The sequence below is a fragment of the Actinomadura sp. NPDC048021 genome, from assembly GCF_040653135.1.
Classification (GTDB): Bacteria; Actinomycetota; Actinomycetes; order Streptosporangiales; family Streptosporangiaceae; genus Spirillospora; species Spirillospora verrucosospora.
Genome location: NZ_JBEZJQ010000053.1, coordinates 1 through 14,784, shown reverse-complemented (window position 1 = coordinate 14,784; position 14,784 = coordinate 1). Strand labels below are relative to the sequence as shown.

General features: G+C 73.1%; 15 protein-coding genes. 4 read left to right on the top strand and 11 right to left on the bottom strand.

What is annotated here, in order from left to right; genetic code table 11:
- Nucleotides 1-16 precede the first annotated feature (16 nt).
- Nucleotides 17-2,779 (bottom strand): ABC transporter substrate-binding protein, encoded by a 2,763-nt coding sequence (locus AB0C87_RS42655; protein ID WP_360582271.1) that lies wholly within the window; start codon nucleotides 2,777-2,779, stop codon nucleotides 17-19.
- Nucleotides 2,779-4,440: a serine/threonine-protein kinase gene (locus AB0C87_RS42650; protein WP_360582269.1), complete on the bottom strand. Its 1,662-nt coding sequence runs from the start codon at nucleotides 4,438-4,440 to the stop codon at nucleotides 2,779-2,781. Before AB0C87_RS42650 ends, AB0C87_RS42655 begins: the two co-directional genes overlap by 1 nt.
- Nucleotides 4,441-4,944: 504 nt before the next feature.
- Between AB0C87_RS42650 and AB0C87_RS42645 the strand changes: the two genes are divergently transcribed.
- Complete coding sequence (locus AB0C87_RS42645) at nucleotides 4,945-5,241, top strand: DUF4193 domain-containing protein (protein ID WP_117404125.1); 297 nt, start codon at nucleotides 4,945-4,947, stop codon at nucleotides 5,239-5,241.
- A gap of 52 nt (nucleotides 5,242-5,293) precedes the next feature.
- Nucleotides 5,294-6,112: a hypothetical protein gene (locus tag AB0C87_RS42640; protein ID WP_345178492.1), complete on the top strand. Its 819-nt coding sequence runs from the start codon at nucleotides 5,294-5,296 to the stop codon at nucleotides 6,110-6,112.
- Nucleotides 6,113-6,331: 219 nt separating this feature from the next.
- Here AB0C87_RS42640 and AB0C87_RS42635 read toward each other — a convergent pair whose 3' ends face one another.
- Nucleotides 6,332-6,619, bottom strand: coding sequence for a DUF4235 domain-containing protein (locus tag AB0C87_RS42635; RefSeq protein ID WP_179836389.1), 288 nt, complete (start codon nucleotides 6,617-6,619; stop codon nucleotides 6,332-6,334).
- A 128-nt stretch (nucleotides 6,620-6,747) separates the two neighbouring features.
- Here AB0C87_RS42635 and valS point away from each other — a divergent pair, with 128 nt between their 5' ends.
- Together valS and AB0C87_RS42625 are read left to right on the top strand one after the other, a co-directional pair.
- The gene (gene valS, locus AB0C87_RS42630; RefSeq protein WP_360582267.1) at nucleotides 6,748-9,273 is read left to right on the top strand and encodes a valine--tRNA ligase; all 2,526 of its coding nucleotides are present in this window, start codon (nucleotides 6,748-6,750) and stop codon (nucleotides 9,271-9,273) included.
- A 120-nt stretch (nucleotides 9,274-9,393) separates the two neighbouring features.
- On the top strand, nucleotides 9,394-10,281 hold the full coding sequence (locus AB0C87_RS42625) for a metal-dependent hydrolase (protein WP_345178488.1): 888 nt from the start codon (nucleotides 9,394-9,396) through the stop codon (nucleotides 10,279-10,281).
- A gap of 46 nt (nucleotides 10,282-10,327) precedes the next feature.
- Here the strand turns inward: AB0C87_RS42625 and AB0C87_RS42620 are convergent, their stop codons facing one another.
- The 8 genes from AB0C87_RS42620 to AB0C87_RS42585 form a co-directional block, all read right to left on the bottom strand.
- Nucleotides 10,328-11,611: a cytochrome P450 gene (locus AB0C87_RS42620; RefSeq protein ID WP_345178487.1), complete on the bottom strand. Its 1,284-nt coding sequence runs from the start codon at nucleotides 11,609-11,611 to the stop codon at nucleotides 10,328-10,330.
- A gap of 76 nt (nucleotides 11,612-11,687) precedes the next feature.
- The gene (gene yidC, locus AB0C87_RS42615; protein WP_360582264.1) at nucleotides 11,688-12,377 is read right to left on the bottom strand and encodes a membrane protein insertase YidC; all 690 of its coding nucleotides are present in this window, start codon (nucleotides 12,375-12,377) and stop codon (nucleotides 11,688-11,690) included.
- Between the two features lie 49 nt (nucleotides 12,378-12,426).
- Nucleotides 12,427-12,810: a DUF6412 domain-containing protein gene (locus AB0C87_RS42610; protein ID WP_360582262.1), complete on the bottom strand. Its 384-nt coding sequence runs from the start codon at nucleotides 12,808-12,810 to the stop codon at nucleotides 12,427-12,429.
- Nucleotides 12,807-13,361 (bottom strand): hypothetical protein, encoded by a 555-nt coding sequence (locus AB0C87_RS42605; protein ID WP_360582260.1) that lies wholly within the window; start codon nucleotides 13,359-13,361, stop codon nucleotides 12,807-12,809. Before AB0C87_RS42605 ends, AB0C87_RS42610 begins: the two co-directional genes overlap by 4 nt.
- An 18-nt stretch (nucleotides 13,362-13,379) precedes the next feature.
- Nucleotides 13,380-13,547 (bottom strand): hypothetical protein, encoded by a 168-nt coding sequence (locus tag AB0C87_RS42600; RefSeq protein ID WP_345178480.1) that lies wholly within the window; start codon nucleotides 13,545-13,547, stop codon nucleotides 13,380-13,382.
- Nucleotides 13,535-14,089 (bottom strand): hypothetical protein, encoded by a 555-nt coding sequence (locus AB0C87_RS42595; RefSeq protein WP_360582257.1) that lies wholly within the window; start codon nucleotides 14,087-14,089, stop codon nucleotides 13,535-13,537. Before AB0C87_RS42595 ends, AB0C87_RS42600 begins: the two co-directional genes overlap by 13 nt.
- Nucleotides 14,086-14,547 carry a hypothetical protein gene (locus AB0C87_RS42590; RefSeq protein WP_345178477.1) on the bottom strand — a complete coding sequence of 154 codons (462 nt, stop codon included), beginning with the start codon at nucleotides 14,545-14,547 and terminating at the stop codon, nucleotides 14,086-14,088. The genes AB0C87_RS42595 and AB0C87_RS42590 overlap by 4 nt, the downstream gene beginning before the upstream one ends.
- On the bottom strand, nucleotides 14,544-14,723 hold the full coding sequence (locus tag AB0C87_RS42585; RefSeq protein ID WP_360582255.1) for a hypothetical protein: 180 nt from the start codon (nucleotides 14,721-14,723) through the stop codon (nucleotides 14,544-14,546). The genes AB0C87_RS42590 and AB0C87_RS42585 overlap by 4 nt, the downstream gene beginning before the upstream one ends.
- Nucleotides 14,724-14,784: the final 61 nt, after the last annotated feature.

Here is a 14,784-nt window from a genome sequence, read left to right as displayed (position 1 = left end):
GCGGCGGCCGCCGCTGCTACTTGAGCGCGGCGGCCGCCGCGGTGGGGTCGCCGTCGTAGTCCGGCTCCAGCCCGACGTACTTGCCGGGCCGGACCATGGCGACCCGGACGTCGTTCAGCAGCGGGATGAGGGCCATGTCGTCCAGCGCCACCTTCTCGGCCTGCTTGAACAGGCCGGTCCGGTCCGCCGGCGTCGGCGTCCTGAGCGCCCTGGAGATCGTCCCGTCGAAGGTGGCGTTCCTCCACTTGCCCAGGTTGTAGAAGCCCGTGTCGCTCGTCTCGCCGCCGCCGAGCAGCGGCCATAGCATGGTGTAGGCGCCCGGGTAGTCGGGCCCGTACGGCAGGAAGGCCAGCCCGGACGCGTCCTTGGACATGACGTCGTCCCGGTACTTCGTGAACTCGGCGACGGGGTAGGACTTCATCTCGACCTGCACGCCCAGCACCGACTTCAGCTGCGAGCTCACGACCGCCGCCAACCGCTGGTCGACGGGCGACTGGCGGTAGTACAGCCGGACGGTCGTGCCGCTGGTCAGCCCGGCCTGCGCGGCCAGCATCTTCGCCTTCTCGAAATCCGTCCCGTCGCAGGACGGGCAGACGCCGCGCCGGCCGAACCCGGGAATCGGCGCCGGGACGATGCCGTAAGCGGGCTTGGGGAAACCGCCGAGCGCCAGGCTGAGCTTGCTCCGGTCGAGCGCGTAGGAGACGGCCTGCCGGGCCTCCTTGGACTTCATCGGGCCCTGGGTGGTGATCGGGACGAGCATCCGGGTGAACGGCGCGGGACGGGCGACCAGGCCCGTTCTCGGGGTCGAGGCAAGATCCTCGGTGCCCACCGCGTACCAGTCGGTCTGCCCGGCCGTGTAGGCGGTGCGCCCCTTGGCGGAGTCGTCGGTCAGCATCACTGTGACGCCGTCCAGCTTGGTCTTGCCGAACGCCCAGCGGTCGTTGCGGACGAGCGAGACCGACGCGCCCTTGGTGTAGTCCCGCAGCTTGAACGGGCCGTTGCCGACGGGGCGGGTGTTGAACGCCGCGTTGTCGACCTTGCCCGCCTCCTCGGGGACGGGCATGAACGCCGGTTCGGACAGCCGGTCCGCGAAATCGCAGTTGGGAGAGGTGAGCGCGACTTCGAGCGAGGTGCCCGACACGACCTTGACCCCGGACAGCGACCCGGTCCCGCCGTCGGACACGGAGGAGTACCCCTCGATGTCGGTCATCAGGTAGGACGCGGGACCGGTCTTGTCCGCGGCGCTGCGCGCCCAGCCGCGGGCGAACGCCTGCGCGTCGACGGTCTCGCCGTTGCTGAAGCTCGTCCCGTTCCTGAGCGTGATGGTCCACCTGCGGCATTCGGCGTCCGGCCTGATCGCCGTCGCGAGCCGGTTGCGGGCGGCGCCGTCGGCGCCGACCTCGGTCAGGCCGGTGAACAGCTGCTTGCTGAGGAACCGCTCGGTGCCGCTGAGGGCGCGGGAGGGGTCGAACCCGCCGTCGGTGGCGGTCGGCGTCGGCATCGCGACGGGCAGCGTCCCGCCGACCCGTCCGCCGGTGGCCGTCGTTCCCTGGCCGCCGTCTCCGCGGAACTGGACCCAGGCCACGGCGGCGGCGAGAACCAGCACGGCCAGCACGGCGCCTCCCGCCCCGGCGAGAACGCCGATGTGGGGACCCTTCCTCCCCCCGGACGGCTTCGTGAAGTCGACCCCTGGAGAGGAGACGGACGGCCACGTGGCGGGCGTGTTCCCGTTGGGCGGCGGGGCCGGTGACGGCCACCCCGCGCCGGGCAGGGGCGGCGGCGCGTGCGGCGGCGTGTGCGGCACCGAAGGGTGCGGCACCGGCGGGGCGGCCTGGAAGGGCGCCGGCGTCTGCGTCCGCAGCCGTGCGGACTCGGTGGCCGCCGTCTGGGCGCCCTGGGTGAGCATCAGGGCGTCCTGGGCGGGGCCCGGGGCGTCGGGCTGCTGCGCGCCCGCCGGCTGCGGGAGGCTGCCCGCGAGCGCCAGCAGGTGCGCCAGGACCTGCTGGGAGGCGGGACGCAGCGCCGGGTCCTTGCTGAGGCAGTTCGCCACGATGCCGCGCAGCGGATCGGGAAGGTCGCCGAGGTCGGGCGGCAGGTTCAGGATGCGGTGCATCACCGCGGGGATCGAGTCCTGCCCGAACGCCGGCCGCCCGTTCGCCGCGTACGTCATCGTGGCGCCCCAGGCGAACACGTCGGCGGCGGGCCCGACCATGGCTCCGGAGATCTGCTCCGGCGCCATGTAGGCGGGGGTGCCGACCGCCGTGCTCGACATGGTGCCGGTGGCGTCCAGCGCCCGCGCGATCCCGAAGTCGATCACGCGCGGACCGTCCGGCGCGAGCAGCACGTTGGCGGGCTTGAAGTCGCGGTGCACCACCCCCGCCTGGTGGATCGCGGCGAGCGCCGTCATCGTCCCGATCGCCAGCCGGTCCAGGTCGGCGCCGCGCCGCGGGCCGTCCTGCGCCAGCACCCGCGACAGCGCCGGCCCGTCGATGTACTCGCTGACGATGTAGGGGCGGTCGCCCTCGACGTCGGAGTCCAGGACGCGGGCCGTGCAGAACGCCGACACCCGCTTGGCGACCGCGACCTCGGCCGCGAACCGGGAGCGGGCCTTCGGGTCGCCGCTGAAGCGCGCGTGCAGCAGCTTCACGGCGACCCGGTGGCCCGGCTCGTCCTCCCCGAGGTAGACGGCGCCCTGCCCGCCCTCGCCGAGCAGACCGGTCAGCCGGTACGCGCCGAGGCGGGAGGGATCGCCCTTGCGGAGGGGGGCGACCTCGGTCATTACTTGGACACGGTCCCGTACGCGGTCGCGGTCGTCTCGGACTGGAGCTGGCGCCACTCCCACCGCATCGTGGTGCCGCCGGAGGACGGGACGAACGTGACGTACCCGGAGGCGCACTCCTTCGGGTCCATCCCCGCCATCGGCGTCTCCCGGTACTGGACCCTGGCGCTGTTCTCGTCGCCGGACAGCAGCGAGAGCCGGGTGTAGCAGGTGTCCTGGGCACCGGACGGATAGGTGTACGTCGCGACGCCGCTGGAGTACAGCAGCGAGAACTTGACGTTGAAGGAGGTGTGGCCGGATTCGGCGCCCGGCTGGTACCCGTTGCCGGTCCAGTTGCCGAGCAGGCCCCCGGTGGTGCTGCCGGTCGGGCTGTCGGTCGGCGTGTAGGTGTTCGGCGGCGAGTAGGTCGGCGTCGGCGGGTCGTCCTCGCTGTTGGCGCCGATGACGGCGAGCACCACGACCACCAGGATCACGATCAGCGCGAGCGCGCCGCACCCGATCGCGATGATCGGCCCGGCGGAGCTGGACCGCTTCGGCGGCTGCCCGTACTGCGGCGGGCCGGGCGGCATCGGCATCCGGGGCTGCGTCTGCGGCGGGGGCGGCATCGCCGCGCCCTGGTACATCGGCATCGGCGGCGGCGTGATCGGCTGCTGCGGATGCCCGGCGGGGCCGGGCATCCCGCCCTGGTGCAGCGGCATCGGCGGCGGGGTGATCGGCTGCTGCTGCGGCTGGGGCCGCGGCGCCGGGGGCACCGGGGGCGGCGGCGGAAGCTGCGAGGCGATCCGGGTGCCCTGGTTGAGCAGGTCCTCCTGGCCGCCGCCCTGGTTCGCGGGCGCGGCGCCGACATGGCCGAGCAGGTTCAGCAGCAGCTGCGCCGCCGGGGGGCGCAGGCCCGCGTCCTTGGACAGGCAGCGCCCGATCATGTCGCGCAGCGGCCCCGCGGGCAGCGCCGACAGGTCCGGCTCCTCGTTGAGGATCCGGTTGATGATGACCGGCAGCGTGTCGGCCTCGAACGGCGACTGTCCGGTGCCGGCGAACACCATGGTCGCGGCCCAGGCGAAGATGTCCACCGCCGGGGTGAGCGGCGCGCCGGTGAGCTGCTCGGGCGCCAGGTAGCCGGGCGTGCCCACCACCATGCCGGTCGCGGTGACGGCGCTCTCCTGCGAGTTGACCGTCCGCGCGATGCCGAAGTCGACGACGCGCGGGCCGTCGGAGGCCAGCATGACGTTGTTCGGCTTGAAGTCGCGGTGCACGATCCCGGCCTCGTGGATGGCCGCGAGCGCGGTCACCGTGCCGATCGCGAGCCGCTCCAGTTCCGCCGCGCCGCGCGGGCCGTCGTGCGCGACGACGTCGTGCAGGGAGGGCCCGTCGATGAACTCGCTGACGACGTAGGGCTGGTCGCCCTGGACGTCGGCCTCCAGGACCCGGGCCGTGCAGAAGGGCTCGACCTTCTGCGCCGCCGCGACCTCGCGGGTGAACCGTGCGCGTGCGGCCGGATCGTTGGCCATCTGCGCGTGCAGCAGTTTGACGGCGACGTACTCGCCGTTCGGCGCCTTGCCCAAATAGACGGCGCCCTGGCCTCCGGCGCCCAACCGTCCGATGACCTCGTACCGTCCGAGTGCCCTAGGATCGCCCGGCTCCAGCGGAGCGGCATCCGGCATCTGACCCTCCCGTGACCCGCAGTGATGTCCGCGACATTGTGCGCCGGACCCGCTCGCGGGGCCCCGTGCCGGCGATCGCCGGGCTGACCCCCGCAGGGGATCCGCCCCCAACCTCAGGCGGGCACGATATCGCGTTAGTTCTGACGTTTCACTGATGTATCCGGTTCGGTGTTCCGCCTGCCGGGTACGGCCGTCCCGGCGCACCGGGGCGGCCGGTGCGCACAATGCCTCCGGGACCGATATGATCCCGCCGCCGCGGGAACCCCGGCAGGCGCCGCGGCCCCCGGAACGGGGCCGTGTCTCCCGCCGGGTATGTGATGGATGACACAGTGCGAGGGAAGAGTCGGGTGATGGGTGTCACTCGTGGGAACGGTCGCGCCTCGTGTGTCGCAGGTCACCAACCGTGACAGAATTTCCCGCCCGGATCGGGCACAAGAACGGCCCCCCGAGCGTTAGATCCGCGCGACGGGGCGCATAAAGCACTGAGGGGGATGGAGACAGAAGATGGCGACCGACTACGACAGCCCACGCAAGACAGACGACGACCTGAGCGAGGACAGCCTCCAGGAGCTCCAGGCACGCCGTGCCGACAAGGCGGCGAGCATCATCGACGAGGACCTGGACGCCGGCGAGGTCGCCGAGCTGCCGGGCGCCGATCTGTCGAACGAGGAGCTCACCTTCCGGGTGGTGCCTCGGCAGGCCGACGAGTTCACCTGCACGCGCTGCTTCCTGGTCCACCACCGCAGCCAGCTGGCCACCGAGAAGAACGGCCAGCCGGTCTGCCGCGAGTGCGCCGCCTGACCGGCGGCGGACACGGGGTGACGGGACGAGGGCGCGTGACGGGAGAGGCCGGGTGACGGGAGAGATCGAACCGCGTGGTGGCGAGGTGGAGCCGGCGCGCGGCGACGGCTCCACGGAGCTGGGCGAGCTGATCGGCCGGCTCGCCTCCGACGAGGACATGGACCGCGAGACCCGCGGCCGCCTGCTCGGGCGACTGGCCAGACTGCTCGGCCAGAGCGCCCGGAAGGTGGGGGCCGCGGGTGTCGCGCGCGGCAGGTGGCTCGCCGACCTGCTGCTCGCGGCGGCGCCGCACATCCCGATCCGCGATCTGGAGACCCTGCAGGCCCACCACCACGGGCTGATGGGCGAGGAGCTCGCCGACCGGATCGTCAAGGCGGCGGGCAACGCCACGACCGCCGTCGGCGCCGCCGGAGGCGCGCTGGCCGCGGTGGAGTTCGCCGCCCCGCCGCTGCTGCTGACCGCGCCCGCCCAGCTCGCCGCCGAGACGCTCGTCGTCGCGGCGATCGAGGTGAAGATGATCGCCGAGTTGCACGAGGTGTACGGCGTCAGCGTCCAGGGATCCGGCACCGCGCGCGGTGCCGCGTTCGTGACGTCCTGGGCCCGGCAGCGCGGCATCAACCCCCTGGAGGGCGGCACCCTCACCAGCGCCCTCGGCACGGCCGCCAAGAGCGCGCTGCGCCGGCGCATGCTCCGCGTCTTCGGCCGGAGCCTGTCCACCATGGGCCCCCTGCTCACCGGCGCCGCGGCCGGCGCCGCTCTCAACCGCTCCGCGACCAAGGGGCTGGCCCTCAAGGTCCGCAACGACCTGCGGGAGATCGCCGGCTCCCTGCCCCCGCTCCCCGGCGACCAGCCCCGTCGCCTGGACTCCTAGCCGGCCGCCCACCCCCTGGCGGCACGCGCGAGTGTCGAGGAGGCGGCGCGTCACTCGTGGCGCGCCCGTCTCCGTGCGCCTGAACATCCCGGGGCGCCTGAGCTTTCAGGCGACCCGGACCAGCGAGAACGCGTCGTGGCCGGTCCCTCCGATCAGCGGAGGAGCCGGCCACGACGCGCATGGCCTCCGGCCGGGGGCGGGCCCCCGGCGCGGGACGTCCTAGACGTCGGCCTTGAGGTTCTGCGGGAGCTGGCCGGTGCCCTTGGCCCACTGGTGGGCGGCGGCCCGGGTGGCGAGCAGCCGCGCGACCTCCATGCCGACGCCCATCACCACGGCCCACCCGATCGCCTCGGCCAGCGCCACGTCGGGGGACTCGGGGTTGGTCGGGGGCTCCTTGCCGGTGCTCTTCTTCCAGGCCAGCGTGATGACTTTCTTCGCGACGAAGCCGCCCGCGAATGCGGCCGCTCCGGCCATCACCCGCCAGCCGATGTCGCCCTTGTCCGCCATGTTGGTCCTCTCTCGTCCTGTCGTCTCCGACGCTACCGGAACGGCCCGCCCCCGGAGGGGAAGGCGATCACCGCGTCGGCGCCGGTAATCGGCATGCGACCCGGGCCGATGTCAATACGATTGGCCCCATGACAGAGCAGCCGCGTACTCCGCACGTCCCTCCGAAGCCATCCCTGGACGGCCTGGAGGACAGATGGGCACGCGTCTGGGAGGACGAGGGAGCCCACCGCTTCGACCGCACCCGGCCGCGCGGCGAGGTCTACTCGATCGACACCCCGCCGCCCACCGTGAGCGGATCCCTCCACGTCGGCCACGTCTTCTCCTACACCCACACCGACACCGTCGCCCGGTACCACCGCATGCGCGGTCGGGCGGTCTTCTACCCGATGGGCTGGGACGATAACGGCCTTCCGACCGAGCGCCGCGTGCAGAACCATTTCGGCGTCCGATGCGATCCGTCCCTTCCCTACGACCCCGACTTCGAGCCTCCCGCCAAGCCCGACCCGAAACGCCAGCAGCCGGTCTCGCGGCGCAATTTCATCGAGCTGTGCGAGCGCCTCACCGAGGTCGACGAGAAGGCCTTCGAGGAGATGTGGCGCCGCGTCGGCCTGTCGGTCGACTGGAGCCACCTCTACACCACCATCGGCGCCACCGCCCGGACGGCTTCCCAGCGCGCGTTCCTGCGCAACCTCGCCCGCGGCGAGGCGTACGTCTCCGAGGCGCCGACGCTGTGGGACGTCACGTTCCGCACCGCCGTCGCGCAGGCCGAGCTCGAGGACCGTGAGCACCCCGGCGCGTTCTACCGGATCCGGTTCCACGGCGACCAGCGCCCCGTCTACATCGAGACGACGCGGCCGGAGCTGCTTCCCGCCTGCGTCGCGCTGGTCGCGCACCCGGACGACGAGCGGTACCAGGAGCTGGTCGGGACGACCGTGCGCACGCCGCTGTTCGGCGTCGACGTCCCGGTCGTCGCGCACCGGCTGGCCGACCCCGGCAAGGGCTCCGGCATCGCGATGATCTGCACGTTCGGCGACGTCACGGACGTCACCTGGTGGCGCGAGCTGGACCTGCCGACCCGCGCGATCATCGACTGGGACGGGCGGCTCGCCGCCGACCCGCCGCTGGGCGTCCCCGCCCGGCCGTACGACGAGCTGGCGGGCAAGACGGTGTTCTCGGCCAAGGAGCGCGTCGTCGAGCTGCTGCGCGAGTCCGGCGACCTGGACGGCGAGCCCCGCAAGATCACCCGGCCGGTGAAGTTCTACGAGAAGGGCAGCAAGCCCCTGGAGATCGTCACCACCCGGCAGTGGTACATCCGCAACGGCGGCCGCGACGAGGGCGTCCGCGCGGAGCTGCTCGCCCGCGGGCGCGAGCTGGAGTGGCATCCGGGCTACATGCGGGCCCGCTACGAGAACTGGGTCGAGGGCCTGAACGGCGACTGGCTGATCTCGCGGCAGCGGTTCTTCGGCGTGCCGATCCCCGTCTGGTACCGGCTGGACGAGTCCGGCGAGCCGGTGTACGACGACCCGATCGTGCCGGCCGAGGACGCGCTGCCGGTCGACCCCTCGTCCGACGTCCCGCCGGGGTTCACCGAGGACCAGCGCGGCCGGCCGGGCGGTTTCGCCGGCGACCCCGACGTGATGGACACCTGGGCCACCTCGTCGCTGACCCCGCAGATCGCGGGTGGCTGGGAGCGCGACGGCGACCTGTTCGCCCGGGTCTTCCCCTACGACCTGCGGCCGCAGGCGCACGACATCATCCGGACGTGGCTGTTCTCCACGGTCGTGCGCTCGCACCTGGAGCACGGCTCGCTGCCCTGGAAGGGCACCGCGTTGTCCGGGTGGATCCTCGACCCCGACCGCAAGAAGATGTCGAAGTCCAAGGGGAACGTCGTCACGCCGATCGACCTGCTGCGCGAGTACGGCTCCGACGCCGTCCGGTACTGGGCGGCGAGCGGACGCCCCGGCACCGACACCGCGTTCGACACCGGCCAGATCAAGGTCGGCCGCCGCCTCGCCATCAAGATCCTCAACGCGTCGAAGTTCGTGCTCGGGCTCGGCGAGGCGGCCCCGGACGCGCCCGTCACCGAGCCGCTGGACAAGGCGATGCTGGCGGCGCTGGCCGGGGTCGTCGAGGAGGCGACGGAGGCGTTCGAGGGCTACGACTACGCGCGCGCTCTTGAGCGCACCGAGCGGTTCTTCTGGGAGTTCTGCGACGACTACCTGGAGCTGGTCAAGGCCCGCGCCTACGGGGACGGGCCGCAGGCGCTGTCCGCGCGGGCGGCGCTGCGCACCGCGCTGTCGGTGCTGCTGCGCCTGTTCGCGCCCGTCCTGCCGTTCGTGACCGAGGAGGTCTGGTCGTGGTGGCGGCGCGGGTCGGTGCACACGGCCCCGTGGCCGTCCGCCGCCGAGCTGCCGCCGGGCGGCGACCCGGCCGTCCTCGCGGCCACGGGCGAGGCGCTCCGGCAGGTCCGCAAGGCCAAGTCGGAGGCCAGGGCGTCGATGCGCGCCGACGTCTCCCGCGCGGTCGTGCGCGGCTCGCAGGTGACGCGGATCGCGCGTCCCGACCTGGCCGCGGCCGGGCGGATCGCCGACCTGACCCTGGAGGACGCCCCCGCCGCGCTCACCGTCGACGTCGTGCTGGCCCCCGCGACGTAGATCACCCCGGCCGGGTCTTGACGCGGATCCGGCGCACTCCACATATTAGATCGGCAGTCTAATTGGATGCCGCCGCGCGGGACGGCGCGAACGGTCCGCGCGGCGCGGGAGGGACACGGGATGAGCGAGATCGACGAGCGGCACCCCGTGATCGCCCCGCGCCGGGTGCGGTTCGACTGGGCGGACACGCCGCTGCACTGGATCCCGGGCGAGCCGGTCGCCACGCACTTCATCAACGTCCTGCACCTGCTGCTGCCCGCGGGGGAGCGGTGGTTCGTGCACGTCTACAAGGAGGCGCTCCCGCTCGTCCGCGACGACGAGCGCCTCTACCGCGAGGTCAAGGGCTTCATGGGCCAGGAGGCCGTGCACGCCTACTCCCACCAGGGCGTCCTGGACCGGCAGATGCGGGAGCAGGGCCTCGATCCGCGCCCGCTCACCGACCGGATCGAGTGGGTGTTCCGGCGGATCCTCGGCGACCGGTGCTGGATCCCGTTCCTGCCCCGCAAGCGCTGGCTGTTCGTCCGGATCGGCGTCATCGCGGGCATCGAGCACTACACGGCGGTGCTCGGGCAGTGGATCCTGGACGCCCGCGAGCTGGACGAGGCCGGCGCCGATCCGACGATGATGGACCTGCTGCGCTGGCACGGCGCCGAGGAGGTCGAGCACCGGTCCGTCGCGTTCGACGTCTACCAGCATGTGGCCGGCCGGTACTGGATGCGGTTCATCGCGTTCTTCCTCGGCGTCCTCGCGCTGCCGCTGATGGTGTACGCCGGGGCGGTGTTCCTGTGCCGGGCCGATCCGACGCTGAAGGGCGTCCGCCCGCGGATCCGCGACTACCGGCGGGCGGTGCGGCGCGGGCTGTTCCCCAGCAACCGGTTCATGATCTCCGCGGGGCGCGCCTACCTGCGGCGCGACTACCACCCGTCCCGCGCGTGCTCGACGCAGCGGGCGCTCGACTACCTCGCCTCGTCGCCCGCGGCGCGGGCCGCGGGCGGCCGGGTGTCCTGAGCCATGTCGCTCACAGGGCCGCTGACAGGGCCGCTGACAGGGCCGCTCACAGTGTGCAGGGCAGGTGCTTGATGCCGTTGATGAAGTTGGAGTAGAGCATCTGGGGCTCCCCGCTCGCCCGGATGCCCGGGACGCGGGTGAACAGCTCCCGGAACATCACCGTGATCTCCTGCCGGGCCAGGTTCGCGCCCAGGCAGAAGTGCGGGCCGGGGCCGCCGAACCCGACGTGCGGGTTGGGGGAGCGGGTGATGTCGAAGACGTCCGGGTCCGTGAACACCTCCGCGTCGCGGTTCGCGGAGTTGTAGAACAGCAGGACCTTGTCGCCCGCCCGGTACCGCTGGCCGTTCATCTCGTGGTCGCGGGTGACGGTCCGGCGGAACTGGATGACCGGCGTCGCCATCCGGACGATCTCCTCGACCGCCCCGGGGATGCGGGCGTCGAAGTCCTCCATCAGCAGCGCCCGCTGCTCGGGGTTGTCGGTGAACAGCTTCAGCCCGTGCGTCATCGCGTTGCGGGTCGTCTCGTTGCCGGCCACGACGAGCAGGATGAAGAACGAGCCGATCTCCTGGTCGGTGAGCGACTCGCCGTCCACGTTGGCCGAGACCAGCCGCGACACGAGGTCGTCGCCGGGGTGCCGGCGGCGCCTGCGGGCGAGCTTCATCGCCAGGTGGTTCAGCTCGTACCCGGCGGACATCGCCATGAGCAGCCCGTACAGGACGCCGATCCGGGTGATGCCCTCGCGGGTCACGTCCCGGCCGCCGGTGTACTCCGGATCGCCGAGCCCGAGGATGGTGTTCGTCCGGTCGTACACCATCGGGCGCACCTGCTCGGGGATGCCCATCATGTCGCAGATGACCTGCACGGGCAGCCGCGCCGCGACGTCGGTGACGAAGTCGGCCGACCCCTTGCGCTCCAGGTCGTCGACGATCCGCGTCGCGGTCGCCTGCAGGTCGGTCTCCAGCTTGGCGAGGACGCGCGGGGTGAACGCCCGCGACACGATCCTGCGGATCTTGGCGTGCCGCGGGTCGTCCATGTTGATCATCGAGCCGAAGTAGCGGGCCATGTACCGGGGCAGGTCGGCGATGCTGTTCGAGCACGGCTCGCTGCTGAACACCTCCGGCGTCCGGCTGGCCTCCACCACGTCCGCGTGCCGGGTGAGGGCGTAGTAGCCCGGTCCGGTCCGGATGAACGGCAGCTTGAGCTCGGGGAAGAACGCCGGGCGCTCGCGCTCGCGCAGCCGCGCGAACGCCGCCGCCCGCCGGTCCGGGGGGAGGGTCCAGAAGGCCAGATCGGACAGGTCGTCCCGCGTCGCCCGTGCCGTCGTCGTCACCGCGCACCGTCCTCGGTAGTCAGAACGCCGTTCGGTTGCCATCGAACCCAGCCTTCCGGACCCCCGTCAAGGCCGATCAGGCCGCCGCCGGGGTCCGGCGGTGCAGGACGGCCCGCTCCGCGGCCGTCCACGCCCCGGACGTCAGCAGGTACAGCCCCGCCGCCAGCGGCAGGAACGCCGCCACGGCGACCGTCCCGAACGGCGCCAGCCGCGCGACGGCGCCCATCGGCCCCTCGGCGGTGACCCGCCGCGACGTCACCACCGCGACGACCGCGAGCAGCGCGAACAGGCCGAGGAAGACGAGCGAGGGCGGCGCGAGGAGGCCGCCGCCGAGGACGCCGATCCAGTTCTGCCCGAGCGGCGCCGCGAGCAGCGTGTGCGCGAGCAGCAGGTTCTGGTGCCCGGCGACCGTCGCGGACACGAACAGGCGGTACATGACCATGAAGAACGGGATCTGCGCGACCATCGGCAGGCATCCGGCCACCGGTGTGGCGCCCTCCGCCTCGTACAGCGCGGCCAACTCCCGCTGGAGCCGCCGCGGGTCCTTCGCGTGCTTCTTCTGGAGCGCCTGGACCTTGGGCATGAGCCGGGTGCGCGCCCGCTCGCCCCTGGCGGCCGAGACCGCCAGCGGGACGAGCGCCAGCCGCACCCCGGCGGTGAACAGGACGATCGCCAGCGCGGTGGCCAGGCCGCCGGCCACCGGGTCGAGGGCGTCCGCGAGACCGCCCACGAGGGAGGCGGCGATGGAGACGGGAATGTCGAACATGAGAGGAGAACCTTCCGGAACGAGGGGATCGGTGGCGTTCCGGCCGCGCTCAGGCGGCCGCGATCCCCGTTCCGGGCGCTCGCGGGCGGGGCCGTCCCGCCGCGTCCGGGTCCCGCTGCGGCAGGAAGGCGGTCCGCAGCGTCCTGTCCCGCAAGGTCGTCCGCACCCGCGCCCGCGCCGCTCCCAGGCCCCGGTGCGCCGCGCGGACCCGCACCGCCGCGAGCACCAGGAGCCCGGCCACGGTCAGCGCGCCCAGCGTGACCAGCACCGACTGCCCCGGCGCCGACCCGGCCCATTCGGCCACCGCGAACCCGCGCAGCAGCGCGAAGACCAGCAGTGACCAGAGCACGACGAGCCTCTTTCCGGTGCGCGGCGGCGAGATGCGATCAGTCTGCCACGGCGGCGCGATGACGATCGACCGGCTTCCGGTCACAGCAGCAGGAGGGCGAGGGCGGACAGCGACGCGAGGGCCGCCGCGGTCTTCACGGGCGGCATGCGGGCGGCCATCGCGGCGTCCCGGTCCTCGTCGCGGGCCAGGTAGGTGAGGAGGGCGCTCAGCGCACGCCCGGCACCGAAGGCCGTGCCGGTCAGCACGGTCGTGAGCGGGTCTTCGTGGATCAGAAGCAGGCCCAGGGCCAGGATGTAGGGGGCCGTGGCGGACACGTAGGTGCGGACGCCGGTCCCGAGTTCGAAGCCGAACTGGAGGGCGCCCCTGCGGAGGTGGGCCTGCAGCACGTCCTGGGGGATCTGGCGGGCGTTCTGGGGGAGCGGGACGCGGACCAGTCCGGCTTCGCGCGCGGCCCCCAGCGCGGCGAGGGCCAGGATCGCGGCAGTGCGGACGCCCGGCGGAAGCGGTGCGGAGAGGCCGGACAGCAGCCAGATCACCGTCGCGGTGAGCGTGCCTCCGAGCAGGAGCCCGAGGGTGAAGATGGCCAGGACCTCGCCCTGCCGTACGGGGGCCCGCCAACCTGGCGAGAACAGCACGGATTCGCTGTTGCGCGTTCAGACGCTGCCCGACAGCGAGAATCCGGCGAGCGCGCCGATCGACGCCCAGCACAGGACGGCGGCGTCCAGGGCGGCGGCCGCCACCGAGAGGAGCGCGAGGGCGGCGACAGGCAGGAGCGGATCGGTCGTGCCCCGCCGCATCCGCCCCGCGGTCAGTTCTTGCACGCCATCGCCTTGCGGCAGATGGTCTTGTACCAGTTGCCCTTCTTGGACTTCTTCCAGCCGTCATGGCAGCGCCAGGTGACGCCCTTCTTGCAGCTGCCGCAGCTCTTGGCGTAGGCCCAGAGCCAGCCGTCGTAGCCGCCGCCGTAGCACTGGTTGGGGCGCAGCTTGTAGCGGCCGGGATCCGAGACTCCCGATTTGTGGAAGCCCTTGTACTTCCCGCTCGTCCGGCAGCACACGCTGCACACGAGGCTGGGCCCGCAGCCGGGGGAGCAGTTGTGGTTGGCCGCGTACGACGGACAGCGCGGATAGATGTCGTAGTAGCCGACCAGCTGGAAACCCGAGGCGAGCGCCTCGCGCGCGGGCGGGAAGACGCCGAGGGCCTTCAGCCCGGCGGTGGCGCCCGCGGCGGCGAGCCCGGTGAGGACGCTGCGCCGCACCGGCCGGAACCGCGGCCCGTCCGCGGGCGCCGGGCGCCGCCGGACGCGCTGCGCCCCGGCCGGGCGGGGGCCGCGCAGCGGCGGGACGTCTTCGAGTTCGATCATCGTGCCGCCTCCAGGGTGAGGGCGCGGAGGGCTTCGGGGGAGCCGACGGGCTCGGCGGCCCGGACGCGCCCGTCCGCGCCGACCAGCACGGCGAACGGGGTCGCGGGGACGCGGTAGTCGGCGAACAGGCCGTCCTGCTCGCCGGCCAGCACGGTCACGCCGGGAGGCGCGGGCTCGCCGGGCGGCGGCCCCGCGAAGATCGCGTGCAGCGGCCGTCCGGCCGGGACGGCGGCGAGGACGTCCGCGCACACGCCGCACTCGCGGTCCAGGAACAGCAGCAGGCCGGGTCCGAGCCGGTCGAAGGCGGGGGCGGGCGCGCCGGGCGCGGGGCCGAGCCCGGCGGGCCGGGCGGCCCCCCGGCCGAGCGCGTGGACCTGCCGGACGAGCCCGGCGACCACCAGGGCGAGCAGCAGGATCGCCGCCCATGACAGCAGGAGCGCGCTGTTCTGGAAGCTCATCCGGCCGTCCTCCTCTCCTCGGTCATGGCGTGCGGGAGCGTCCACAGGAGGACTGCGAACCCCAGGCCCGCGACGATCTCCACGGACGACTCGTACAGGGTGGCCCCGGCCGGAGGCCCGAGCAGGGCGCCGGCGAGGGCGAGCGGAGCTTGTCGTAGCGCGCGATGGCCGCACACAACTCCTGCGCTGCCGCCAGGTCGTCGCCGTCGAACCCGCTGAACCTGCGGGACTCGGGAG